This window comes from Thalassobacter stenotrophicus (assembly GCF_001458315.1).
Classification (GTDB): domain Bacteria; phylum Pseudomonadota; class Alphaproteobacteria; order Rhodobacterales; family Rhodobacteraceae; genus Thalassobacter; species Thalassobacter stenotrophicus.
This window is the reverse complement of the sequence record NZ_CYRX01000033.1, coordinates 64,801-87,352: the sequence shown is the minus strand read 5'-3', so window position 1 is coordinate 87,352 and position 22,552 is coordinate 64,801. Positions and strand designations below refer to the sequence as shown.

30 protein-coding genes are annotated in these 22,552 nt (G+C 59.9%); 20 read left to right on the top strand and 10 right to left on the bottom strand.

The window, feature by feature from the left end; translation table 11 throughout:
- Positions 1-21: 21 nt before the first annotated feature.
- From THS5294_RS14935 to THS5294_RS14925, 3 genes are all read left to right on the top strand, one after another.
- Positions 22-729, top strand: coding sequence for an AzlC family ABC transporter permease (locus tag THS5294_RS14935; RefSeq protein ID WP_058124377.1), 708 nt, complete (start codon positions 22-24; stop codon positions 727-729).
- Positions 726-1,055, top strand: a complete 330-nt coding sequence (locus THS5294_RS14930; RefSeq protein ID WP_058124376.1) for an AzlD domain-containing protein — start codon at positions 726-728, stop codon at positions 1,053-1,055. The genes THS5294_RS14935 and THS5294_RS14930 overlap by 4 nt, the downstream gene beginning before the upstream one ends.
- 100 nt (positions 1,056-1,155) lie before the next feature.
- A complete protein-coding gene (locus THS5294_RS14925) occupies positions 1,156-2,478 on the top strand; it encodes a DEAD/DEAH box helicase (protein ID WP_058124375.1) in 1,323 nt (440 codons plus the stop codon).
- 526 nt (positions 2,479-3,004) lie between these two features.
- Here the strand turns inward: THS5294_RS14925 and rpmB are convergent.
- Positions 3,005-3,286 (bottom strand): 50S ribosomal protein L28, encoded by a 282-nt coding sequence (gene rpmB / locus THS5294_RS14920; RefSeq protein ID WP_038004153.1) that lies wholly within the window; start codon positions 3,284-3,286, stop codon positions 3,005-3,007.
- A 69-nt stretch (positions 3,287-3,355) separates the two neighbouring features.
- Entirely contained in the window at positions 3,356-4,378 is a 1,023-nt protein-coding gene (meaB, locus tag THS5294_RS14915; RefSeq protein ID WP_081945920.1) for a methylmalonyl Co-A mutase-associated GTPase MeaB, read from the bottom strand.
- A 126-nt stretch (positions 4,379-4,504) separates the two neighbouring features.
- Between meaB and THS5294_RS14910 the strand changes: the two genes are divergently transcribed.
- Together THS5294_RS14910 and hrpB are read left to right on the top strand one after the other, a co-directional pair.
- Entirely contained in the window at positions 4,505-5,221 is a 717-nt protein-coding gene (locus THS5294_RS14910) for a DUF3108 domain-containing protein (protein WP_058124374.1), read from the top strand.
- Positions 5,218-7,623: an ATP-dependent helicase HrpB gene (gene hrpB / locus THS5294_RS14905; protein WP_058124373.1), complete on the top strand. Its 2,406-nt coding sequence runs from the start codon at positions 5,218-5,220 to the stop codon at positions 7,621-7,623. The genes THS5294_RS14910 and hrpB overlap by 4 nt, the downstream gene beginning before the upstream one ends.
- 70 nt (positions 7,624-7,693) lie before the next feature.
- Here the strand turns inward: hrpB and THS5294_RS14900 are convergent, their stop codons facing one another.
- The 5 genes from THS5294_RS14900 to THS5294_RS14880 all read right to left on the bottom strand — a co-directional run bounded on the left by THS5294_RS14900 (position 7,694) and on the right by THS5294_RS14880 (position 10,262).
- The gene (locus THS5294_RS14900) at positions 7,694-8,251 is read right to left on the bottom strand and encodes a F0F1 ATP synthase subunit B (RefSeq protein WP_038004148.1); all 558 of its coding nucleotides are present in this window, start codon (positions 8,249-8,251) and stop codon (positions 7,694-7,696) included.
- Positions 8,252-8,255: 4 nt separating this feature from the next.
- Entirely contained in the window at positions 8,256-8,801 is a 546-nt protein-coding gene (locus THS5294_RS14895; RefSeq protein WP_038004147.1) for a F0F1 ATP synthase subunit B', read from the bottom strand.
- Between the two features lie 77 nt (positions 8,802-8,878).
- The gene (locus THS5294_RS14890; RefSeq protein WP_038004146.1) at positions 8,879-9,103 is read right to left on the bottom strand and encodes a F0F1 ATP synthase subunit C; all 225 of its coding nucleotides are present in this window, start codon (positions 9,101-9,103) and stop codon (positions 8,879-8,881) included.
- A gap of 62 nt (positions 9,104-9,165) precedes the next feature.
- Positions 9,166-9,879, bottom strand: a complete 714-nt coding sequence (locus THS5294_RS14885; protein ID WP_052068246.1) for a F0F1 ATP synthase subunit A — start codon at positions 9,877-9,879, stop codon at positions 9,166-9,168.
- Positions 9,880-9,926: 47 nt separating this feature from the next.
- Positions 9,927-10,262 (bottom strand): AtpZ/AtpI family protein, encoded by a 336-nt coding sequence (locus tag THS5294_RS14880; protein ID WP_058124372.1) that lies wholly within the window; start codon positions 10,260-10,262, stop codon positions 9,927-9,929.
- A gap of 216 nt (positions 10,263-10,478) precedes the next feature.
- Between THS5294_RS14880 and THS5294_RS14875 the strand changes: the two genes are divergently transcribed.
- Positions 10,479-10,808 carry an ArsR/SmtB family transcription factor gene (locus THS5294_RS14875; RefSeq protein WP_058124371.1) on the top strand — a complete coding sequence of 110 codons (330 nt, stop codon included), beginning with the start codon at positions 10,479-10,481 and terminating at the stop codon, positions 10,806-10,808.
- On the opposite strand, the gene THS5294_RS14870 is transcribed toward THS5294_RS14875, so the two are convergent.
- A complete protein-coding gene (locus THS5294_RS14870; protein WP_038004140.1) occupies positions 10,805-11,689 on the bottom strand; it encodes a LysR family transcriptional regulator in 885 nt (294 codons plus the stop codon). The genes THS5294_RS14875 and THS5294_RS14870 overlap by 4 nt on opposite strands.
- 277 nt (positions 11,690-11,966) lie before the next feature.
- Here THS5294_RS14870 and THS5294_RS14865 point away from each other — a divergent pair, with 277 nt between their 5' ends.
- The 13 genes from THS5294_RS14865 to rpmE all read left to right on the top strand — a co-directional run bounded on the left by THS5294_RS14865 (position 11,967) and on the right by rpmE (position 19,507).
- Positions 11,967-12,173, top strand: a complete 207-nt coding sequence (locus tag THS5294_RS14865; protein ID WP_038004137.1) for a cold-shock protein — start codon at positions 11,967-11,969, stop codon at positions 12,171-12,173.
- Positions 12,174-12,478: 305 nt separating this feature from the next.
- Entirely contained in the window at positions 12,479-13,969 is a 1,491-nt protein-coding gene (gene ffh, locus THS5294_RS14860; RefSeq protein ID WP_058124370.1) for a signal recognition particle protein, read from the top strand.
- Positions 13,966-14,298, top strand: coding sequence for an NIPSNAP family protein (locus THS5294_RS14855; protein ID WP_058124369.1), 333 nt, complete (start codon positions 13,966-13,968; stop codon positions 14,296-14,298). Before ffh ends, THS5294_RS14855 begins: the two co-directional genes overlap by 4 nt.
- Before the next feature lie 85 nt (positions 14,299-14,383).
- Positions 14,384-14,935: a GNAT family N-acetyltransferase gene (locus THS5294_RS14850; RefSeq protein ID WP_058124368.1), complete on the top strand. Its 552-nt coding sequence runs from the start codon at positions 14,384-14,386 to the stop codon at positions 14,933-14,935.
- Positions 14,932-15,441: a GNAT family N-acetyltransferase gene (locus tag THS5294_RS14845; protein WP_058124367.1), complete on the top strand. Its 510-nt coding sequence runs from the start codon at positions 14,932-14,934 to the stop codon at positions 15,439-15,441. The genes THS5294_RS14850 and THS5294_RS14845 overlap by 4 nt, the downstream gene beginning before the upstream one ends.
- Before the next feature lie 3 nt (positions 15,442-15,444).
- Positions 15,445-16,050, top strand: coding sequence for a GNAT family N-acetyltransferase (locus THS5294_RS14840; protein ID WP_058124366.1), 606 nt, complete (start codon positions 15,445-15,447; stop codon positions 16,048-16,050).
- Entirely contained in the window at positions 16,043-16,342 is a 300-nt protein-coding gene (locus THS5294_RS14835; protein ID WP_038004128.1) for a chorismate mutase, read from the top strand. The genes THS5294_RS14840 and THS5294_RS14835 overlap by 8 nt, the downstream gene beginning before the upstream one ends.
- Positions 16,343-16,384: 42 nt before the next feature.
- The gene (rpsP, locus tag THS5294_RS14830) at positions 16,385-16,771 is read left to right on the top strand and encodes a 30S ribosomal protein S16 (protein WP_058124365.1); all 387 of its coding nucleotides are present in this window, start codon (positions 16,385-16,387) and stop codon (positions 16,769-16,771) included.
- Between the two features lie 5 nt (positions 16,772-16,776).
- A complete protein-coding gene (bluB, locus tag THS5294_RS14825) occupies positions 16,777-17,406 on the top strand; it encodes a 5,6-dimethylbenzimidazole synthase (protein WP_058124364.1) in 630 nt (209 codons plus the stop codon).
- Positions 17,403-17,939 (top strand): ribosome maturation factor RimM, encoded by a 537-nt coding sequence (rimM, locus tag THS5294_RS14820; protein WP_058124363.1) that lies wholly within the window; start codon positions 17,403-17,405, stop codon positions 17,937-17,939. The genes bluB and rimM overlap by 4 nt, the downstream gene beginning before the upstream one ends.
- 49 nt (positions 17,940-17,988) lie before the next feature.
- Complete coding sequence (gene trmD / locus THS5294_RS14815; protein ID WP_058124362.1) at positions 17,989-18,834, top strand: tRNA (guanosine(37)-N1)-methyltransferase TrmD; 846 nt, start codon at positions 17,989-17,991, stop codon at positions 18,832-18,834.
- Between the two features lie 49 nt (positions 18,835-18,883).
- Complete coding sequence (rplS, locus tag THS5294_RS14810; protein WP_038004122.1) at positions 18,884-19,273, top strand: 50S ribosomal protein L19; 390 nt, start codon at positions 18,884-18,886, stop codon at positions 19,271-19,273.
- Positions 19,274-19,285: 12 nt separating this feature from the next.
- Positions 19,286-19,507: a 50S ribosomal protein L31 gene (gene rpmE / locus THS5294_RS14805; RefSeq protein WP_038004121.1), complete on the top strand. Its 222-nt coding sequence runs from the start codon at positions 19,286-19,288 to the stop codon at positions 19,505-19,507.
- A 63-nt stretch (positions 19,508-19,570) separates the two neighbouring features.
- On the opposite strand, the gene THS5294_RS14800 is transcribed toward rpmE, so the two are convergent.
- Positions 19,571-20,899 carry an MmgE/PrpD family protein gene (locus THS5294_RS14800; protein ID WP_058124361.1) on the bottom strand — a complete coding sequence of 443 codons (1,329 nt, stop codon included), beginning with the start codon at positions 20,897-20,899 and terminating at the stop codon, positions 19,571-19,573.
- A 166-nt stretch (positions 20,900-21,065) separates the two neighbouring features.
- Here THS5294_RS14800 and THS5294_RS14795 point away from each other — a divergent pair, with 166 nt between their 5' ends.
- Positions 21,066-21,875 (top strand): division plane positioning ATPase MipZ, encoded by an 810-nt coding sequence (locus THS5294_RS14795; protein WP_038004119.1) that lies wholly within the window; start codon positions 21,066-21,068, stop codon positions 21,873-21,875.
- Here THS5294_RS14795 and THS5294_RS14790 read toward each other — a convergent pair.
- The gene (locus THS5294_RS14790; protein WP_058124360.1) at positions 21,872-22,453 is read right to left on the bottom strand and encodes an FMN-dependent NADH-azoreductase; all 582 of its coding nucleotides are present in this window, start codon (positions 22,451-22,453) and stop codon (positions 21,872-21,874) included. The two genes, THS5294_RS14795 and THS5294_RS14790, sit on opposite strands and share 4 nt — an antisense overlap.
- Between the last annotated feature and the right edge of the window lie 99 nt (positions 22,454-22,552).

Here is a 22,552-nt window from a genome sequence, read left to right as displayed (position 1 = left end):
GGCACAACTTTGGGGCGTTTCATGGCAATTTCCAACCCGAAAACAGCATACTGGCGCGGCTTTCGCGCGGGCGCGCCATTTCTGTTGGTTATCGTCCCATTTGGGGCGCTTTTCGGCGTTGTCGGGACCGAAGCCGGGTTACCCCTGTTAGAGGTCATGGCGTTCTCGGTCCTTGTGATTGCCGGGGCCGCTCAGTTCACCGCTGTTCAGTTGATGACCGAACAGGCGCCAACGATCATCGTGATCATATCGGCGCTGGCCGTGAACCTGCGCATGGCGATGTATTCGGCATCGCTTGCCCAGCATTTGGGGGCAGCCCCGCTGTGGCAACGGGCCTTTATCGCCTATCTGTGCGTGGATCAAAGCTACGCCTGTTCAATCAACGAATACGAAAGCAGGCCCAATCTGACGATCCCGGAAAAGGTCGCCTTTTTCGTCGGAAGCATCAGCACAGTCGCCCCAATGTGGTATATTTCAACCTATGCAGGGGCGGTTTTGGGCATGGCCATCCCGCCGGAATATGCCCTCGACTTTGCGGTTCCGATCACATTCCTTGCGATTATCGCACCTGCGTTGCGCACCTTACCCCACGTCATTGCAGCCGTCATTTCCGCAGCCCTCGCGTTGGCGTTTGTCTGGGTGCCCTACAACCTCGGGCTGATTATCGCGGCCGTTTTCGCAATGATTGCAGGCGCGCAGTCTGAGCTTTGGTTGGAGCGTCGGCGATGAATTATTCAACCCCAACCATCTGGCTCATCATCGTCTGCCTCGCTTTGGGGACGTTCGGGCTTCGATTTGTTTTCATTGGACTTGTTGGCGACCGCGAGATGCCTGCATGGCTGCTACGGCACCTGCGATATACAGCCGTCGCGGTGATGCCCGGGTTGATTGCGCCTTTGGTCTTGTGGCCCGCCGCAACCGGGGGCCAATCCGACCCTGCGCGGCTTAGCGCGGCGGGGGCTGCACTTGCGGTTGGCATCCTGACCAAGAACGTCATCGGGGCCATCGTCAGCGGGATCGTGACCCTCTACGCGGTCCAGTATCTGTTGACATAATCGCTGCGCTGCCGCATTAGGGCCACTCAATCACGTCTCCCGAGAGTGCCATGTGGCGCTCGGTGTCGGAGAAGACGTCCGACATCTAAGGATACCGTTGATGGATTTCGACATGCTGGGCCTTGCGCCCCGCCTCACACGTGCGCTGGCTGATCAAGGCCTCACACAGCCAACCCCCATTCAGACCCAAGCCATTCCCCATGCCATGAACGGCAAGGATGTAATGGGCCTTGCGCAGACCGGCACTGGCAAGACGGCAGCCTTTGGCCTGCCGATGATCCACGCGCTTCTGACCGCGGGCACTAAGCCAGAGGCGAAAACTGTGCGCGGTTTGATCCTTGCGCCAACGCGCGAACTGGCCAAGCAGATCACCGACAACCTGCGCGCCTACACCGAAGGTTCACACCTGAAGGTACAGCTGGTTGTGGGCGGCGTCGGCCTTGGGCCACAGGTCAAACGCCTAGAGCGTGGTGCCGACCTGTTGGTCGCGACCCCCGGTCGCCTGCTCGATCTGCTGGATCGCAAGGCGATGCGCTTGGATGAAACCCAGTTCCTCGTGCTGGACGAAGCGGACCAAATGCTAGATCTCGGCTTTATCCACGCACTTCGCAAAATCGCGTCGCTACTGCCCGCGCAACGTCAGACCATGCTGTTTTCGGCCACAATGCCCAAGCAGATGGAAGAAATTGCTGGCAAGTACCTGACCAATCCTGTCCGCGTACAGGTTTCGCCCCCCGGCAAGACCGCCGACAAGGTGACGCAGAAAATTCACTTCATCGCGCAGGCTGAAAAATCCAAACTCCTGATTGAGTTGTTGGGTGAGCACCGCAAGGAACTCGCGCTCGTGTTTTCCCGAACCAAGCATGGCGCAGAGAAGTTGATGAAAAGCCTCGTGAACGCGGGCTTTACGGCTGTTTCGGTGCACGGCAACAAATCCCAAGGGCAACGTACTCGCGCGCTTGAGGCATTCAAAGCTGAAGAAGCCATGATCATGGTGGCCACTGATGTGGCGGCCCGTGGTCTCGACATTCCCGGCGTGCGCCACGTTTACAACTTCGATCTGCCCAACGTGGCCGAAAACTATGTTCACCGCATCGGCCGTACGGCACGGGCTGGACGTGATGGTGCGGCCATTGCATTTTGTGCCCCCGATGAGATCGGCTGCCTGAAAGACATTGAAAAAGTCATCAAGCTAGACATCCCCGTGGCCTCTGGCCGTCGTTGGGAACCCTCGCATGGGGATGCCGCCAAGCCTTCGGGTCGCAGTGGCGGCGGACGCCGTGGTGGCCCCGGTGGTCAAGGGCGCGGCCCGGCTAAAGGTGGCGCACCCAAGGCTGGCAAACCCAAACCACAGGGCAAGCCTGGCGGTCCACGTCGCAATAAACGCCCCTCCGGTGGCGGTCGCAGTAAATCCGCCGCATAGAAAACGACACGCCTGCGGTGCAGATCCGTTTGCACCGCAGATGTTGAGCCGAATTAAGGTTTCTGACATCATTTCCGCGTAGGCCCCAGTAGTAGGGGCGATGCGGTATGAGGCTATGATGAAATCTTGGATGCTCGCCGCTTGTCTAGCGGTCCTCCCCTCTCTCACGTATGCAGGCCCTATTGAACGCGCCTGCCTTCAATCTGATCGCGCAGCGGCCAGTCGCGCCTTATGTGCATGCATTCAAGGGGTGGCTGACGCGTCATTGCGGCGCAACGAACAGCGGCGCACGGCGCAGTTCTTCGCGGACCCGCAACTGGCCCAAGACACCCGACAATCAAACCGTACAAGTGATGAGCGACTCTGGCAGCGTTGGCGGGACTTTGCGTCCCTTGCCGAACGACGCTGCGGCTAGAGCCGTCGTGCTGACGTTTTCCCTATACCGGGCGGCTTGCCGCAACACGCCACCCCAAAACGCAAAAAGCCCCGGGCAACCCCGAGGCTCTTGCATCAATCGCAGGCTCTCTTAGGCAGAGGCTTTTGCGATCTCTTTTTTGATTTTCAGCGCTTTGTCGGACAGTTCAACGTCTTTGGCTTTCGCGAGGTAGGCATCAAGGCCACCACGGTGATCGACGGTGCGCAGGGCAGAAGCCGAGATGCGCAGCTTTACGCCACGACCGAGTGTCTCGGACTGGAGCGTTACGTCGTTCAAGTTCGGCAAAAACCGACGCTTTGTTTTGTTGTTGGCGTGGCTGACGTTGTTGCCAGACATCGGCCCTTTACCGGAGAGTTCACAGACGCGCGACATGGCCCAACCTCAGTTATATACAATTCAGATAGAAAGCAGGGGCCTGATGGCCCCGCGGTTCGCGCGGTACTAGGCTCTCTGCGGGGGGCTGTCAAGCGATTCACCCCGCAAATACGCCAACATCAGCGCGGCGGCCGCATCTGGTGACTGCTGCCCCTCGGACACTTGCGCCGCCAAAGCGGCCATTTCACCGCGTGCTCGCGGATTATCCGTCAGTTGCGCCAACAAACCGCTACGAACTTCTTCTTCAAACCAATGGGTTGCCTGTGCCGCACGACGTTTGGCCCAATGCCCTTCAGCGCGACGCCACTCTGCGAGTTGCTGCATATCGGCCCATGCGCCCGCCAGCCCTTCTTCGGCCAATGCGGAAACCGGCAACGCCTTGGGAAAGCCCTCAGGGTCCTGCGCCCGTTTGCGCAACAGCCGCAATGCGCCTGCGTAATCCGCAACGGTGCGACTGGCAGCAGGTTTCAAGTCACCGTCGGCCTTGTTCACCAGAATCAGATCCGCGATCTCCATGATTCCGCGTTTGACGCCCTGCAATTCATCCCCGCCCGCAGGCGCCATCAGCAAAGTGAACAGGTCGCACATTTCAGCGACCATCGTTTCGGACTGGCCCACGCCCACAGTCTCAATCAACACGACATCGAACCCAGCAGCCTCACACAGCGCGACCGCTTCACGGGTACGACGCGACACCCCACCCAGATGTGACAGCGAAGGCGAGGGCCGAATAAACGCCAGCGGGTCCCGCGACAGCCGCTCCATCCGGGTTTTGTCGCCCAAGATCGAGCCACCCGAGCGGGTGCTAGACGGGTCCACCGCCAAAACGGCAACGCGAAGTCCCTGCCCTGTCAGCATTAGGCCAAAGGCCTCAATGAACGTGGATTTACCGACGCCCGGCGTCCCCGACAGCCCGATGCGCAGGCTTTCGCGCCCATGGCCACGCAGCGCCTCTAACAGGGCGGTTGCGCGGCGGCGGTGATCGGGCCGCGTGCTTTCGACAAGGGTAATCGCACGGGCCAATGACCGGCGTTGCCCTTGCAAAACGGGCTCCAACAGCGGATCAGGCGCAAGATCGGCGTCGTTCACGAAATATGTCCTTTGCGGCAGGCTTTCGCCCAGTTCACGGGCCTTTTGGTTGACCCTTCCGGAGATACCTGCCTTGTCTGACCCCAGAAAGTCCAGTGCGTCTGCACGGCGAAAGGAACGCTTTTGATGCGACACACCCTCGCGATTGCCCTTGTTCTTGGCCTGCTAGGCCTGCCCCTGCACGCCCAGCAGGTGGATGAGGGCCGTTTCGACGTGATCCTACGCGGTATTCCTGCGGGACAGTTGGTGTTTAAGGCCGAACAGGCCGGTGGGCGATATGCCGTGGCCGGGAAGGTCCAAAGCACAGGGATCGTCGCGGCCCTTTTGACGTTTCGCTATGACGCCACCGCGCGCGGCACCGTAACGCCCAATGGCTTCCGCCCCAGCTTCTACAGCCAAGATACAGACCGCCGGGGCCGAAAGGCCCGCGCAGAGATGAGTTACAGCGCGGGCGTGCCCCGACCACCTCAGATCACCCCACCACGCGGCCGCGCCCAATATGACCTTGATCCCGCAACCCAAGGCGGCACTATTGATCCGCTGACCGCGATCTTCGCGGTCCTGCGTGACCAACCCCGCGAGAGCGCCTGTAACACCAGCCTAACCTTGTTTGATGGCCGCCGCAGGACGCAGCTGACACTTGGCGCGCCAACGGTACAGCCGGACGGAACCGCGACGTGCACGGGCGAATACACGCGATTGGGCGGTTTCTCACCTGAGGATTTGGCAGAACGCTCAGTCTTTCCAATGACCCTGAGGCTACAGCCGATGGCGGACAAACTACGGGTGACCGAAGTCCGCGTGCCCACAGTATACGGAGACGCCGTGCTGCGCCGCCGATGACCAACCTTCCGATCGACACCATTCTGCCTGATCTGCGCGCTGCGTTGCGCAGCACTGGGCGCGCTGTGCTTCAGGCCCCACCGGGTGCTGGGAAAACCACGCGTGTGCCGCTGGCTTTGTTGCCGGATGTTGCGGGTAAAATCCTGATGCTTGAACCTCGTCGCCTCGCGGCACGGGGGGCCGCCGCCCGGATGGCCGAAACACTGGGGGAGCCTTTGGGCCAAACCGTCGGCTATCGGATGCGCGGCGATGCGCAGGTATCTAGATCGACCCGGATCGAGGTTATCACCGAGGGCATTCTGACAGCGATGCTCCAATCCGATCCCGACCTGCCGGGTGTCGATGTGGTCATCTTTGATGAATTCCATGAACGCTCCCTGACGGCGGATCTAGGCCTCGCGCTCACGTGGGAGGTCCGGGGCGCGCTGCGTGATGACCTGCAGATCGTAGTGATGTCCGCCACGCTGGACGCAGCCCCCGTCGCCGCGATGCTGGACGATGCCCCAATCCTCACGGCAGAGGGCCGCGCGTATGCGGTGGATATCCGCCACCGCGACCGCCCCGTGCCCCAAGGCCAGCGATATGAGGCCGCAATGGCGGGGTTGGTGAACCGCGCATTGGAAGAGGTTTCCGAAGGCTCCTGCCTCGTTTTTCTGCCCGGAGTCGGAGAGATCAACAAAGTGGCCCAAGCACTGGGACCCCTGCCATCTGATGTCACGCTGCACAAACTTTACGGTGCGATGCCGTTCAAGGACCAACAGGCCGCGACCCGCTCCCCGAAAACTGGCCGTCATTTGGTGCTGTCTACGGCGATAGCCGAGACGTCGCTGACGCTGCCAGACATTCGCGTGGTGGTCGACGGTGGACGCGCACGGCGGGCACGGTTCGACCCGTCCCGTGGCATGAGCCGGTTGGTAACCGAACGCGTCACCAAGGCTGAGGCCACCCAGCGCGCCGGACGTGCGGGCCGTGTTGCCGCTGGCACCTGCTACCGCCACTGGACCAAGGGCGAAGAGGGCGCGCTGGCGGCATTTCCACCGCCGGAGATAGCAGCGGCCGATCTGTCGGATCTCGCGCTCAACCTTGCGCTATGGGGCGCGCCAGATGGCACTGGCTTGGCGTTTTTGACCCCACCACCCGAGGGCGCGCTGCGGGAGGCACAAGCCTTGTTGGCCTCCCTCGGTGCAATCCGCGATGGCCAGATCACAGAACATGGCCGCGCCTTGGCCAAGCTGCCGCTACACCCACGTTTGGGCCACATGGTTCTAACCGGTGGGACAGGGAGCGCGACGCTCGCCGCACTTCTGTCAGACCGAGACCCGCTTCATGGCGCAGGGGTTGATACGCAGGCGCGACTAGACGCAATCAACTCGGGCCGGGCGGATCCCGCGCTGAGCCGCCTCCGCAAAGAAGCTAAACGGTTGCAAAGATTTGAGGCCGGAGAGGCGGGCCAAAGCCCTGCTCAACAGGCCGCCCGCGCCTATCCCGATAGGATTGGGTTGCGCCGCACAGGCGATGCCCCCCGGTGGCACCTGTCAGGCGGCGCCGGTGCTAAAATGGAGGTAGGCGATAGCCTATCAACGGCGCGACTTATCGTGGCCCTAGACGTAGATGGTGACCGCCGCGAAGCACGTGTGCGTCAAGCTCTCGCGCTCAGCGAGGCTGAACTGCGCGCCACCCACGGGGACGCCATCGCGTGGCAAAACGTTTGCCAATGGGATGCCCGTGCGCGCCGGGTCCAAGCGCGACGGCAGGAACGGTTCATGGCGCTGGTCCTTAATGACCAAACATGGCCCGAAGCCCCGTCTGAGAACATCGCAGAGGCCTTGCTGGACGGCATCCGCGATCTGGGACTGGACTGTCTCAACTGGTCACCCAAAGCGAAACGGCTCCGCGCACGGATCGCCATTTCACAGGTTCGGGATGTATCGGACGAAGCTCTGATCGAAACGTTGGAGGACTGGGCCCTGCCCTATCTGAGCGGCAAACGCACCGCGGCTGACCTCAAGCAGTTCGACCCGACTGAGGCCCTGACCGCATGGTTGGGCTGGGAGGACAGCCAGCGCATGGGCCAACTTGCTCCTGCGCATTATACCTCACCAATGGGACGCCAAGTGCCAATCGATTACTCCAGCGGCACCCCCGAGGTGTCCTTGCGGCTACAAGAAGTGTTTGGCGAAACGCGGCACCCTTGCACGGGGCCAAACCAAACACCGCTGCGGATGGTCCTCTTGTCGCCAGGACAAAAGCCCGTTCAAGTGACCCAAGACCTTCCGGGGTTTTGGGCGACGTCCTACGCCGACGTGCGCAAGGACATGCGCGGTCGGTATCCGCGCCATCCGTGGCCAGAGGACCCGACACAGGCGGACCCAACCCTTCGTGCAAAACCGCGCGGCACCTAAACACTCTCCATAAACGCAAAACGCGCCCCGCTGGCTGGCGGGACGCGTTTTGAATTCTTGTAGGTCGTGCTTAGTGCAGCTTGGCGCCAACCGATTTGATCGAGTCAGCGATCATTGCGTTTGCGTCAGCGGCTTTGAGCTGCTTGGCAACAACTTCACCGGCGACAGCAATTGCCACGGTCACGGCAGTGTCACGCACTTCCTTAACGGCAGATGCCTCAGCACTCGCGATTTGGTCCTGCGCAGCGGCCAGACGGCGCGTCACGGAGGTGGCCAAGTCAGCTTTTGCTTGCTCGGCAGCGGCCGCCGCTTCTTCGCGGGCCGCCTTAACGATGGCTTCGGCTTGATCCTTGGTCTCAGCGGCCTTGCGCTCATACTCGGCGAGGATGGACTGAGCCTCTTCGCGGAGCGCGCGGGCCTCATCAAGGTCGGACTGGATGCCAGCAGCGCGCTGATCCAGCAAACCCATCAGCATGCCGGGGACTTTGAAGTACACCAGCACCCCGAGGAACACGAGGAAACCGATGGTCACAACAAAGTCTGTGTTTCCAAGCGAAAAGAACGGACCTTTCGCTGCGAAAGCAGGCGTTGTTGCCAACAGGGTGATAAGAACACTCATACGTTTCATGGTCTTATCCCTTCAGCCGGGCCGCGACGGCATCGCCGACGGTCTTTGCATCTGCTGTCTGGCCAAGAGCTGTCACGATCTCTGCCGCGACGTCTTTGGCCACCTCAGATACGCTTTCCATGGCTCCGGCGCGGATCTCGGCGATCTTTGCCTCACCTTCGGCAGCTTTGGCGGCAATCTCAGCGTCGGCCTTAGCGATGGCATCATCCAAATCGGCCTTGATCTCGGCACGGGTTTGGGCGGCGATGCTCTGCGCTTCGGCACGGGCGTCAGCCAGAGCCTTATTGTAGGCTTCTTCAGCCTCAACAGCTTTGCGCTTCAGGTCTTCGGCGGATGCCAAATCATTTGAAATCGTGCCCGAGCGTTCGGCCAAAACCGCAGCGATGCGGGGCAGAGCGATCTTCGACAGCACGAAGAAGATAGCCAGAAGGGCAATCACCAACCAAAAAATCTGGTTTGTGAACCAATCTGGGCACAGTTGGGGCATCCCGATTGCGCCGCCGGAGGCGTCCACGCAAGCGCTTGTGGATGTAGTGGTCTCGGTTGCCATTGGGCTCTCCTAGGGGAAACCTCTGTCAACGGTGGGGCAAACAAATGCCCCACCGCGCGTAAGGATACCTGAAGTGCTTAGACGGCGAACATCAGAAGCAGAGCGACGAGGAACGAGAAGATCCCCAGTGCTTCTGCGAAAGCGATGCCGATGAAGAGCGTGGCAGTTTGACCGCCAGCAGCAGATGGGTTGCGCAGTGCGCCGGCCAAGAAGTTGCCAGCAACGTTGCCAACACCGATTGCAGCCAGACCAGTACCGAGTGCAGCAATACCTGCGCCGATGTGTGCGAGTTCACCTTCCATGAGTATTCTCCTTACGATTGGAAGTTAGTCGTATGCGCAGCAGGATTTCCTGCTGAACGTTCTTAGTGATGCGGGTGAAGTGCGTCCTTGAGGTACACGCACGTCAGAATAGTGAAGACGTAGGCTTGGATCGCTGACACGAGAATTTCGAGTGCGAAGATGCCAACCACGCCGAGGATCGCCACTGGTGCGACCAGAACAGACGCCGCAAAGGTTGCGAACACCTTTAGAACTGCGTGCCCGGCAAGTACGTTGCCTGCCAAACGGACAGAGTGGCTAACAGGCCGCACGAAGTAAGAGATCACTTCGATCAAAGCCAAGACCGGGCGCAGCGCGAGTGGCGCCGACGATACCCAGAACAGGCTCAGGAAGCTGACGCCGTTTTTGATGAAGCCAATCGCCGTGATGACGAAGAACACCGAAAAACCAAGCACCGCGGTGACGGCGATCTGCGACGTGGGCGAGAACGACATCGGGATCAGTGCGAGGAAGTTCGAGAACAAAATGAACACAAACAGCGTGAAGATGTAGGGGAAGTATTTGACGGCGTCTTTACCGGTGACGTCCTCAATCATCTTGTACACGAAACCGTAGGCAAGCTCCGCGACGGATTGTGTCCGCGACGGGATGATCGCCCGGCCTCTGGTGCCCAAAACGAACAGAGCGATGATCGCAAGAACCGAAATACCAAGCCACAGCGTTGCGTTGGTGATCGTCAGCATGCTCACAGGATCACCTGCCGACCCGCCGAGCGGCTTGACGATAAACTGATCCATCGGTTTGAAGTCGAATGCGACTCCGCTGTCAGTTGCGTCTGCCAAGACTACTTCCCTTCGCTCTCATCCTGCGCGTCCGAAGACCGCGCCATGTTTTCATCCTGAAGCTCTTGCGCCGTTTTGATCATCACCTTTACACCGGCCACAAGGCCTAGAATGGTGAAGATCAACATCATCAATGGGGCTGTCCCCATCAGCGCATCGAGCCCGTATCCTATTCCGAAACCAATCCCGAGACCCGCGACCAGCTCCGTCACCATCCGCCATGCGTGTTGCGCCTGCGAATAGTGCTCTTCCATGTGATCGGCGCCTGCGTCACCCTTGGCGGCTTTGATGCGCGCCTCAAGTTCAGCCAGTCGGTTTGGATCAGGTCCTTCGGACATGCGCACCAACCCCCCAGAAGATTGAGCGGAAGCTATCAGAGGCGACGAGAGAGTCAACGCACATACGAAATCATTAAGTCACTGATATAATAGCGTTTTGCTCAAAATGACCATCCTGTCGCACCCTCAATATCGGCTGCGGCATATTCAACGGTCTGGTTGATAATCGCGTGATTGGACATTGCTTACGCCCCGCGCTGCTGGCAGGGAGAGTGTATGAGTGATGCTCTCGACACGATATTTTCGGCCCTCTCGGACCCCACACGCCGCGCAATCCTTGCGATGCTGTTAGAGGACGACATGGCCGTGACGGACGTGGCCGAACCGTTCGAAATGTCGCTGGCTGCGGTATCCAAGCATCTGATGATCCTGACCCGCGCAGGCCTGATCACGCAGGAGAAACGCGGTCGGGTCAAATGGTGTAAGTTAGAGCCAGAGGCCCTGCGCGATGCGTCCGTATGGATGCAAAGTTTTGGCCAGTTCGAAGCCGTGAACCTAGACGCGTTTGAGCGTTTCTTGCAGACTGAGCTGCCCGACGCGGATTAGGCCGGCCAGGACTTGGCGTAATCTTTGAGAAAGCGAACGAACGTCTGCACCTTTGGCGTCCGGTGCAAGTCCACGTGCGTCACCAGCCACAACTTTGATTCCCACTCAGGGATCGGCGCAAAGACTTGGACAAGGCCGTCCGCCTCATTCCGGTCCCATACACCAGCAAAGCCAATCCCCAGCCCCGCTTCAATCGCTGGGCGCATGGCTGTGATCTGGTTCACCTTATATGTAATGTTTTCAGCGGGCACATTATCATGCAGCCACACAAAGAACGGAGCGCGCGGCGTTTCATCGGCACTGCCAATGAATTTGTGGTGGGCCAAGTTCTCAAAGCTCGTCGGTTTACCGTAGCGCGCGACATATTCTTTGGAGGCATAAAGACCGAACTGCTGCGTGTAAAAGTTCTGCACCACATTGTCGGGCTGATCGGGTGGGTTGCCTGCACGAATCGCGACATGGGCCTCCCCGTATTCGAGCCGGAACAACCGCTCATCCGTCAGGAACTTGATTGTGACCTCGGGGTGCTCATCCTGAAATGCCGCCAGCGCGGGTGAAACAAGCGGCGCAAGAACGGCAAGCGATGTGATTACCAAATCCCCGGTGACCTGATCGCCGCGTCCACGGATACGACTGGCCAATTGGTTCAACTGATCATCGGTACTTTGGGCAACGTTCAACAGGTCGGCACCTGCCTCAGTCGGGGTGTAGCCGCGCGCATGGCGCTGAAACAGCTTGGCACCCAGCTTTTCCTCAAGACTATCAATGTGGCGGATGACGGTCGCATGGTGCACGCCCAGCACCTGAGCCGCCCCACTCACGGTACCCTTGCGGGCCACCTGAAATGCGGTACGCACCTCGTCCCAATCGTTAAACGCCATTGTGCTACCCTCCACACAGTTCACACAAAAACGACTATTGCGTTCATTTACGCAGGAAACAACGGTAATCGCCGCGGAATTTTGCCGAAGTATTAAGCACGCCGGGTAAAGATTCACGAAACCACTTTACGCCTCCGCGTCAACCTGTCATGCGGTAGGGGCTACGTTATCTCTATCGACCCTGTCTCCAGTCTATCGGCTACAGCGCATTCGATCTTGTGCATACACAGCCGGGTTGCCGCCTTATGCGGGCAACATGATATAAGGAAGACACGGAATGGCCAACGGCACCGTAAAATGGTTCAACACAACCAAAGGCTTCGGCTTTATCGCTCCTGAAAATGGCGGCAAGGACGTATTCGTTCACATCTCCGCTCTTGAGCGTTCCGGCCTGCGCGAACTGCCAGACAACACAAAAGTTACCTTTGAGCTTGAAGCTGGCCGTGATGGCCGCGAGAGCGCGGTTAACATCGAAATCGTCTAAGCGATTCTTTCGCTGCGGATGGAAAAGGGCGTCTCAACCGAGGCGCCCTTTTTGATTCTGGGCCAGAGGGTCCACAAAATATACGCTCCGAAGGCCACGCACTTAACCAGGTCCCGCACCTTTGGTTGACTCCCACCCTCGCGCGGCGTACACGCCACCCATACCCGGAAGCTTGCCTTCCGGTCCTGCGGCTATGTGCCAAGGATCGCCCTCCACCAGCGTGTTACGCCCGTGGGGGCGTTTGTGTATTGCGCTGCGGCTCCATATGTTTGGGGCAATTGATCGAGAATAAGGGGCCTGTGGGCATGTTTGAAAACCTCTCTGAACGCCTGTCCGGTGTCTTTGACCGTCTTACCAAACAAGGCGCGCTCTCAGAGGATGACGTCCGCACCGCCATGCGTGAGGTCCGTGTCGCCCTGCTAGAGGCCGACGTTTCGCTACCCGTCGCGCGCGATTTCGTCAAAGCCGTGACGGCCAAGGCCACCGGCGCCGCCGTCACCAAATCCGTGACCCCCGGCCAGCAGGTCATCAAGATCGTCCACGATGAGCTGATCAACACGCTCTCGGGCGAAGGGGACCCTGGCGAGCTAAAGATCGACAACCCGCCCGCGCCGATCCTGATGGTCGGCCTACAGGGTTCGGGTAAGACCACCACCACCGCAAAGCTGGCCAAGCGCCTGACCGAGCGTGAGGGCAAGCGCGTGCTGATGGCATCGCTCGACGTAAACCGTCCCGCCGCAATGGAACAGCTGGCGATCCTTGGCACCCAGATCGGCGTTCAGACCCTGCCCATCGTCAAGGGCGAGACCCCCGTTCAAATCGCAAAGCGCGCCAAGCAGCAGGCCACCTTGGGTGGGTTTGATGTCTATATGCTCGACACCGCCGGGCGCCTGTCGATCGACGAACAGCTTATGGCTGAGGTTGAAGCTGTCCGCGACGTGGCGAACCCACGTGAAACGCTACTCGTGGTTGATGGCCTGACCGGTCAAGACGCGGTCCACACGGCCGAAAACTTCGACGGCCAAATCGGGATTACCGGTGTTGTTCTGACCCGGATGGACGGTGACGGTCGCGGCGGCGCGGCCCTCTCTATGCGGGCCATCACCGGCAAGCCCATCCGTTTCGTCGGTCTTGGCGAAAAGATGGACGCCATCGAAACCTTTGAGCCTTCGCGCATCGCGGACCGCATTCTTGGCATGGGCGACATCGTCGCGCTGGTCGAGAAGGCGCAGGAAACCATGGAGATCGAGGCCCAAGAGCGCATGATGAAGCGCTTCCAAAAGGGCCTGTTCAACATGAACGACCTGAAGGGCCAGCTGGAGCAGATGCAAAAGATGGGCGGCATGGAAGGCGTCATGGGCATGATGCCCGGCATGGGCAAAATGGCCAAGCAGATGGACAAAGCCGGGATGGATGACGGCATCCTCAAACGGCAGGTCGCTCTGATCAACTCGATGACCAAGAAAGAGCGCGCCAACCCTGCGGTCCTGCAAGCGTCCCGCAAAAAGCGGATCGCGGCGGGTGCAGGCCTTGAGGTCTCTGAGCTGAATAAGTTGCTGAAGATGCACCGCCAGATGGCGGACATGATGAAAAAGATGGGCAAAGGCGGCATGATGAAGAAAGCCATGGCCGCCATGATGGGCAAGGGTGGCGGTATGCCAGACCCCAGCCAGATGGACCCCGCCGCGCTGGAAGCTGCCAGCAAACAACTGGGCGCCATGAAGGGCATGCCCGGAATGCCCGGCGGTATGGGCGGATTGCCAAGTGGCCTGAGTGGTTTTGGCAAAAAGAAATGATCACCTGCACGATCACATATGAGATCGATCCTGATCAGGTGTCCGCCTTTGAGGTCTATGCAAAAGCATGGATCCATTTGGTGAACACGATGGGTGGCACGCATCATGGCTACTTCCTGCCTCACGAGGGTGCGAATGACCGAGCTTGGGCTATGTTCTCATTTCCGTCGCTTGCAGCATACGAAGACTACCGCAGCCAAATGACTAACGACCCCGCATGTCAGCGTGCCTATGCCCACGCCCGCGAGACAGGCTGCATTCGTCGCTATGACCGCACATTTACGCGCCCTGTCCTAAGCGGCGCGTCCCCAGAGGCGCTCGGCCTGTGAGTATGTCAGCCCTCTCAATAAACCTGATTTTGCGCCCGCCCCTTGGGCAAACGGCACACGCTGCCCCGCGCCATTGGTGCACCGTATGACAGTTCTGACGCACATCCCCGTCACCCCGCGTGGCTATGAACAGGCATTTTTCACCTCGGCCACGTTGCCGGTCCTGACGACTGAGCGTTTGTCCGTGCGCGCACCCAACCTTGATGACTTTGAGGTCTACGCGAGCATCGCCTGTTCTGAGCGCGGCAAGCATTTGGGTGGCCCCAAGACGCGCGCCGAGGCATGGGCCGACTATGCCCAGATGTGCGCAACTTGGGTCCTGCGCGGCCACGGCATCTGGACCGTGACCTCCGATAGCGTGCCCATCGGGTTTGTCCGGATCGGGACCGAACCCGGGGATGAGGCCCACGAATTGGGCTTTATGTTTACCGAGGCAGGCGAAGGCCATGGCTATGCGCACGAAGCAAGCCAAGCCGCTCTTTTGCATGCACGCGACACGCTGCATCTGCCCGAGCTTGTCAGCTACATCCACGCCAGCAACACCCGTGCCATTGCGTTGGCCGAGCGGTTGGGTGCCAAACACCGGGGCACTCTGAACGGTAATCGCACATACAGATATTGGGGACCGCGCGGATGATTGCACCGACCCTCACCACTGACCGCCTGACACTGCGCGCGCTTGGCCCCCAAGACGCCGAGGCGTTCGCCGCGTTCTATGCCGATGACCGCTCTTCCTTTGTGGGCGGCCCCATGAACGCAGAGCAATCCTGGCGTACGCTCGCGGGCGAAATCGGGCACTGGACCTTGAATGGCTTTGGCCGTTGGGCCGTGACCGAGACGGGCAGCGACACATGTATCGGCTGCGTCGGGCTATGGGCCCCCCTGGGTTGGCCTGAGCCGGAAATCGGCTGGGACCTTTTCGAGGGCGCGACCGGCAAAGGCTACGCGACTGAGGCGGCTGAGGCTGCGCGCAGCTATGCCTATGAGACGCTTGGCTGGGACACAGCGATCAGCCTTGTGGCGATTGGCAATGATGCATCTGCCCGCGTGGCCACGCGCCTCGGCTGCACGCCCGAGGGTACGTTCACGCACGCGCGCCTAGGCACACTGACCATCTACCGCCACCCCAAGGTCGGAGGATAATCGATGGGTCACCGTGATATCCCCGTTCTGCGCACCCGCCGCCTAGAGCTGCGCGGCCCGCAGGCTGAAGATTACCCAAACTTCAAAGCCACATTCACCAGCTACCGCGCGCGTTTCATGGGCGGGCCGTTGAACGACTACGAAAGTTGGATGCTCTATGCTGCTGAAATCGGGCATTGGGAAATTCGCGGCTTTGGCATGTGGATGATCCATGACCGTGAGACGGATCACACCTTGGGCATGGCCGGTGGCTGGCAGCCCGCCAAATGGCCCCAAGCCGAATTGGCGTGGATGATCTGGCCTCAAGTCGCAGGTAAGGGCTATGCGCTCGAAGCCACCCATGCCGCGCGCGACTATTTCTATCGCCAAGCTGGTTGGGAAAACGCCGTTAGCTATCTGGACCCAAAGAACCTAGACAGCATCCGGTTGGCGGAGCGTCTGGGGGCTTGTCGCGACAGAGATGCCCAAAGCGTTGATGGCAACGATGTCGTCTATCGCCACCCGTCCCGAGCCGAACTGGATAACACGCGTCTGGCCCATGGGATCGAGATGGAAATCGAACACTACGCAGATCCGACCTTCAAACCGAAAGGCTTTGCTCTTGACTAATGACGTCGTAACCCGCGCCGCCGAAGTGCTTGCAGAGCACCGCGGCAGCATCGACCGGCTCGATGCCATCCTCGTCTACACGCTGGGCGAGCGGTTCAAACACACGCAGGCTGTGGGGCGGCTCAAAGCCACTCACGACCTGCCGCCCAGCGATCCGGCCCGTGAGGCCACGCAGATCGCTCGGCTCGAAGCCCTTGCGACCGAGGCCGATCTGGACCCCGAGTTTGCCAAGAAATTCCTGAACTTCATCATTCAGGAAGTCATCCGACACCACGAAGAACACCAGAAATAGCAGACACATTCGTCTGCAAACGCCATTGATAGGAGAAACACCATGGCTATGAAAATCCGGCTCGCCCGCGGCGGTTCCAAAAAGCGCCCCTTCTACCGCATTGTTGCTGCTGACAGCCGCATGGCGCGTGATGGCCGCTTCATCGAGAAACTCGGCACATACAACCCACTGCTGCCCAAAGACAGCGAAGAGCGCGTGCAAATGAACATGGAACGCGTTCAGCACTGGCTGAGCCAAGGCGCCCAGCCTACCGACCGCGTGTCGCGTTTCCTGGAAGCCGCCGACGTGCTGCCCAAGAAAGAGCGTAACAACCCCAAGAAGGGTACACCGGGCAAAGCCGCTCAGGAACGCGCTGAAGAAAAAGCTGCCAAAGCTGCTGAGGCCGCCGAAGCTGCTGTCGCACCCGCTGAGGAAGCTGCTGCCGAGTAAGGCAGATGCGGACGTTTTCGCAGGCGTTCCAAGAGGAATTCCGGGACCTGTTGAAGTGGCGCCGTGATGTGCGCCGCTTTCGCACGGACTCGGTACCAGAGGATCTGCTGGCCGAGGCGCTGGATGCGTTTCGGCTTGCCCCCTCTGTTGGCCTCTCGGAGCCTTGGCGGATCGTACGCGTGGCAAGCCCGCAGGCAAGGGCCGCAGCCCTTGCCAATTTTGAGGCTGCCAATGCAGATGCGCTGGCGACCTACGATGGGGCAGATGCTGACACCTACGCCTCGCTCAAGCTTTCGGGCATGCGCGAGGCGCCGGTGCAATTGGCTGTGTTTTGCGACGAAACCGGCCTCAAAGGCAAAGGTCTGGGCCGCGCGACCATGCCCGAAATGCTTCGGTATTCGGTGGTTTCGGCCCTGACCCTCTTTTGGCTTGAGGCCCGCGCAAAGGGCCTTGGCATGGGGTGGGTTTCGGTCCTAGACCCTGACAAACTAACCCGCGATCTGGATGTGCCTGCGGATTGGGCATTTGTGGCCTACCTATGCGTTGGCTGGCCCGAGACCGTGGATGAGACACCCGAATTAGAACAACTCGGCTGGGAAGACCGGTCAACGGCGCTGGAGGTGCTGGAGCGATGAAGGACAAAGTCTGTCTGGGGGCGATCACGGGGTCCTACGGCGTGCGCGGCGAAGCGCGGGTCAAAAGCTTTTGCGCCGACCCATCGGCCATTGGCGATTACGGCACGCTCACCGATGATGAGGGTCGCACATACACCCTCACGGTCACGCGGCCCGTAAAGGGCGGCTATGCAGTGCGCCTGTCTGGCGTCAAATCCAAGGAAGCCGCTGATGGCTTGCGCGGACAAAAGCTATGGGCCCCCCGGAGCGCCCTGCCCGAACTGCCCGATGACGAATATTATTATAGCGACCTGATTGGCATCACAGCCGTGGACACGGGCGGCGAAACGCTAGGCCGTATCCATGCGGTGCATGACCACGGCGCTGGCGATATCCTAGAGCTTCGTCCAATCAAGGGCCCGGGCACCATACTGGTTCCATTCACCCAAGCGGTCGTGCCCACTGTTGATCTGGCCGCGCGCCGGGTGGTGATTGACCCACCTGCCGGGCTGTTTGACGACAACGACGAAGACGACGACGCGCCCAAATCCTAACGCCCCCAAGCCATGGCGCGTCTGACGCCCAAGCATATTGAGACCCGCCATGAGTGACCCCGACAAGCCAGACCTCGCCCGCCCTCGGCCCACCAAATCCCACGGGCGGCTATCAATCTCGGCTAGCCTCAAGCCACGCGCGCTTGTGACGGATACGCCGCGCCTTAAGGGCGCATGGACCGCCAAGATCATCACCCTTTTCCCAAGCGCCTTCCCCGGCGTTTTGGGCGAAAGCCTGACGGGCACGGCCCTGCAAAAAGGCCTTTGGGCGCTTGAAACAATTGATCTGCGCACTTTTGGGCTGACGAAACACCGCAATGTGGATGACACACCTGCGGGCGGCGGCGCAGGTCTTGTGCTGCGCCCCGATGTTGTCGGACCCGCGATTGAGCATGCCCAACGCGGTTGGGACGCGCCAATCATCTATCTCAGCCCCCGGGGCAAACCCATGGATCAAGCCATGATGCAGCGCCTGTCCGAAGGTACCGGCGTCACGCTTTTGTGCGGCCGGTTTGAAGGCGTGGATGAGCGCGTTTTGGAACATTACGGCATCCAAGAGGTGTCTTTGGGTGATTTCGTCATGACCGGGGGTGAGATCGCGGCACAGGCCTTGATCGATGCCACCGTCCGCCTTATACCGCGCGTACTTGGGAATCAGGCTTCCACCGAGGACGAATCGTTCTCGCACGGTCTGCTCGAACACCCCCAATATACGAAACCGGCCACCTGGCAGGGGCGTGACATTCCTGAGGTTCTTCTCTCGGGGCACCACGCCCGGATATCTGACTGGCGGACGGACATGGCCGAAAGGCTGACGAAGCAACGACGACCTGACCTCTGGCGGGCTTATTGTGAAGATCACGATAGGGACCCGGGCGAAGACCAAGAGCTCTGAGGACGCGCCAATATTTCCCGAAAAACGGGGATCAGCATAGGAGCGTATCATGAACGTGATCGCACAAATCGAAGCGGAGCAAATCGCTGCGCTCGGCAACGACATTCCGGATTTTAAAGCCGGTGACACCATCCGCGTCGGTTTTAAAGTGACCGAAGGCACACGTACTCGTGTGCAGAACTACGAAGGCGTCTGCATCGCCCGCAAGAACGGCTCCGGCATCGCTGGCTCGTTCACCGTGCGCAAGATTTCCTTCGGTGAAGGCGTGGAACGTGTGTTCCCCCTGCACTCGACAAACATCGAAAGCATCACTGTTGTACGCCGTGGCCGCGTCCGTCGCGCCAAGCTGTACTACTTGCGTTCGCGTCGCGGTAAGTCCGCACGGATCGCCGAAGTGACCAACTACAAAGCGCCCAAAAGCGCATCCGCAGACGCGTAAGGAGCTTTTGTCATGAAAAAAGAGATCCACCCCGACTACCACACGATCAACGTCAAAATGACGGACGGTACTGTTGTAGAAATGAAATCCACTTGGGGCGCCGAAGGCGACCAGCTGGCGCTCGACATCGACCCCTCCGTGCACCCTGCATGGACTGGCGGCAACTCGCGCCTGATGGACACCGGCGGCCGCGTGTCCAAGTTCAAGAACAAATACGCAGGTCTGGGCTTCTAAGACGCCTGATCCTCGGATTAACGAAACGCCGTCCCTTTTTGGGGCGGCGTTTTGCGTTGGGGACTATGGTGCTGGCAGGATTGCGGCGCGCAGGGCGCCTAGCCCACTACCTTTGCCCAAACCATCCACTGCCGCCTCAACCACACTGGCTCGGTTCTTGCCTAGAACGGGTTCTGCATAGGCATGGAATTTCGCCCGGACGTCTGCGTTGCTAACAGGGTTTTCCGGGTCGCCCGGGGCCTCTGTGTCCGCTGATGTCAGGCGTTGCCCATCCTTTAGCACAATCGTCACCCGCGCGATCCGACGCTCGGGGAACGCTGCGGTAAAGCCCGCGTCTTCGTCGATCCGCATGCCCTGCGCGATCCGCGCGATTTCTGGGTCGTTTAGTGCCGCATCGGCCACATCTGCCGGGTCTACCCGCCCCCGAACAAGGGCGACGGCGGCGGGAAAGGCCGTCGAATATTGCGCCTCTTCGGTGGTTTTGGGGTCCCGCGTAGCAAGCCGCTTAGAGTGATGAAAGGTCTCGATCGCGATATGATCCACAACCTCAGATCGCAGCCCATGTGCGCGACGCACATCAAGAACCGCCTGTACCGGGGGCTGCGCCCAACGGCAGACTGGGAAATGTTTGAAATACTGCTCCGCGATGCACCACCGATGGCCAAGGCTCTGCCACAGGTCCTGCACATCCCCACCTTCAACCGTTATCGCGGGCGCACCGGTGAACCCGTCTGCCGCCAAATAGGCAGCCGAAACCCCGGACATGGCCCCCCATCCTGATCCGTCCTTGAGCATGGCAGGGTGATCAATCACCCGCATCATCTGGCTGCGCGGCCCGTGGTATTCGGCAATCCCGATGGCATGGCGCGTCTGATCCGCCGTCAGCCCCATCGCGCGTGCGCCAAGGCCCGCCACACCCACCGCAACCCAAGCCCCCGAGGTATGATAATCGCTGGCTGTTCGGTGCAGCGCGATGCCTGCACGGGTCGCGAGTTCATAGCCCACAATAAACGCCGCAAGGAACTCTTGGTCATCCTCCATCCCTTCGGCCTCGCTGAGGGCGGCAAGGGCCGGTAGCACACCGCAGCCCGTATGGCCCTTGGTCAGCTTGTGCCCATCGTGGGCGTCCACGGCATCAATTGTGCAGCCCCCTGCTAAGGCCACCCCCGGCGCGCTCGCGGCGCGACCGTCAAACAGCACCGTCGCCGATTTCGCCCCCGGCCCGAAATGCGCCGTGGCATGACGATGGATCACCCGCGACAGCTCTGTCTGCGTGCCTGCGGCCGCGACCCCCAACAAATCCAACAACCACTGCCGACCAAGGGCCTGCATCTGGGGTGGAATGTCCGTCAGCTTGGTATCATGTAGAAACTCGGTGAAGGCGTTGGCCATGACGTTACCCTCCAAAGGCGTGCAATAGTCATAGGCTGGCAGGCTCTTTTCGGCATTCCCAGCCTAAAGCCGACAAAAAGCGACGTAATCTGACTGTGCAGCCGCTTCCCCCGCCTGCACTTCCTACCTATAGTGGCTGATAAGCATATCTTGGGGAAACGCCCGCATGGCACACATCATCGTATTCGGTAACGAAAAAGGCGGCTCGGGTAAGTCCACCTCCTGCATGCATATGGCCACGGCTCTTGCCCGGATGGGCAAACGCGTTGGCGCGCTTGATCTGGATCTGCGCCAGAAGAGTTTCACCAGATACATGGAAAACCGCCTGTCTTATGGTGAGAAAAACGGCGTCACTCTGCCCACGCCGCGCTTTATCGAACTGCCCAAGGTGGATCGCGCGACGTTGAATGAGAATGAGAACCCGTTCGACAAATCTCTGTCACTTGCGGTGGCTGAGCTGGAAAAAGACAGCGACTTTATTGTGATCGATTGTCCGGGCTCGCACACGCGGTTGAGCCAGGTGGCCCACTCGCTGGCAGACACGCTGGTCACCCCACTGAACGACAGCTTTGTCGACTTTGACCTACTGGCCAAAGTGGACCCGGATACCAACAAGATTGAGGGGCCTTCGGTCTATTCTGAAATGGTCTGGCACGCACGGCAACTGCGCGCAAAAGCGGGGCTAAAGCCGATTGACTGGCTGGTGCTGCGGAACCGTTTGGGCGCACAGCAGATGCACAACAAACGCAAAGTGGGTGAGGCATTGGATCAACTGTCCAAGCGCATCGGTTTTCGCGTTGCCCCCGGCTTTACCGAGCGGGTGATCTTTCGCGAGCTATTTCCCCGCGGCATGACCCTTTTGGACCTGCGCGACATTGGTATCGCCAACATGAACATGTCCAATATTGCCGCCCGGCAGGAAGTGCGGGACCTTGTCCACGCTCTGAACCTGCCGGACGTCACAGCTGATTTTTAGGCTGCGATTTTGTCGACCTGAGCGTTCGCTTCCGCGATCTTTTCATCGCCGCCGTTGCCTAGGCTGTCAGCTTTCACAAACTCAACATCGGTGATCCCGATGAAGCCCATGATGTGGCGGATGTAGCGGCCAGCAAAGTCGATCTCACTGTCGACGGGCGTACCACCCGAAGCGATTGCGATAATTGCGCGTTTGCCGGTCAGCAGACCTTTGGGGCCCGTTTCGGAGTACTGGAACGTCACGCCAGCTCGGGCGACGAGATCGATCCAAGCCTTCATCGCCGCAGTCACCGAAAAGTTGTAAATCGGCGTCCCGATGACGATCACGTCGGCGGCTTGAAGTTCTGCCACCATCGCGTCTGAGGTGGCCAGCACGGCTTTTTGCTCATCCGTACGGTCGGCAGCCGGGGTGAAGTTCGCGCCGATCCACGCCCCATCAATCAGCGGTACGCCATCCGCCAGATCGCGGCGCAGGACAGTCGCGCCCTCAAAACGAGATGTGATTTTTTGCGACAGCGCGCGGCTAACGGAGCCTTCGGCGCGGATAGAGCTATCAATGTGCAAAACAGTCTGGGTCATGGGGAAGCCTTTGGTGAGTTGGGTTGCTTCCCCTTCATTTGGCATGTTTGAAAACAAACGCAACTATTCAGAATATATAGCCGGTGTGCATTATTGCGC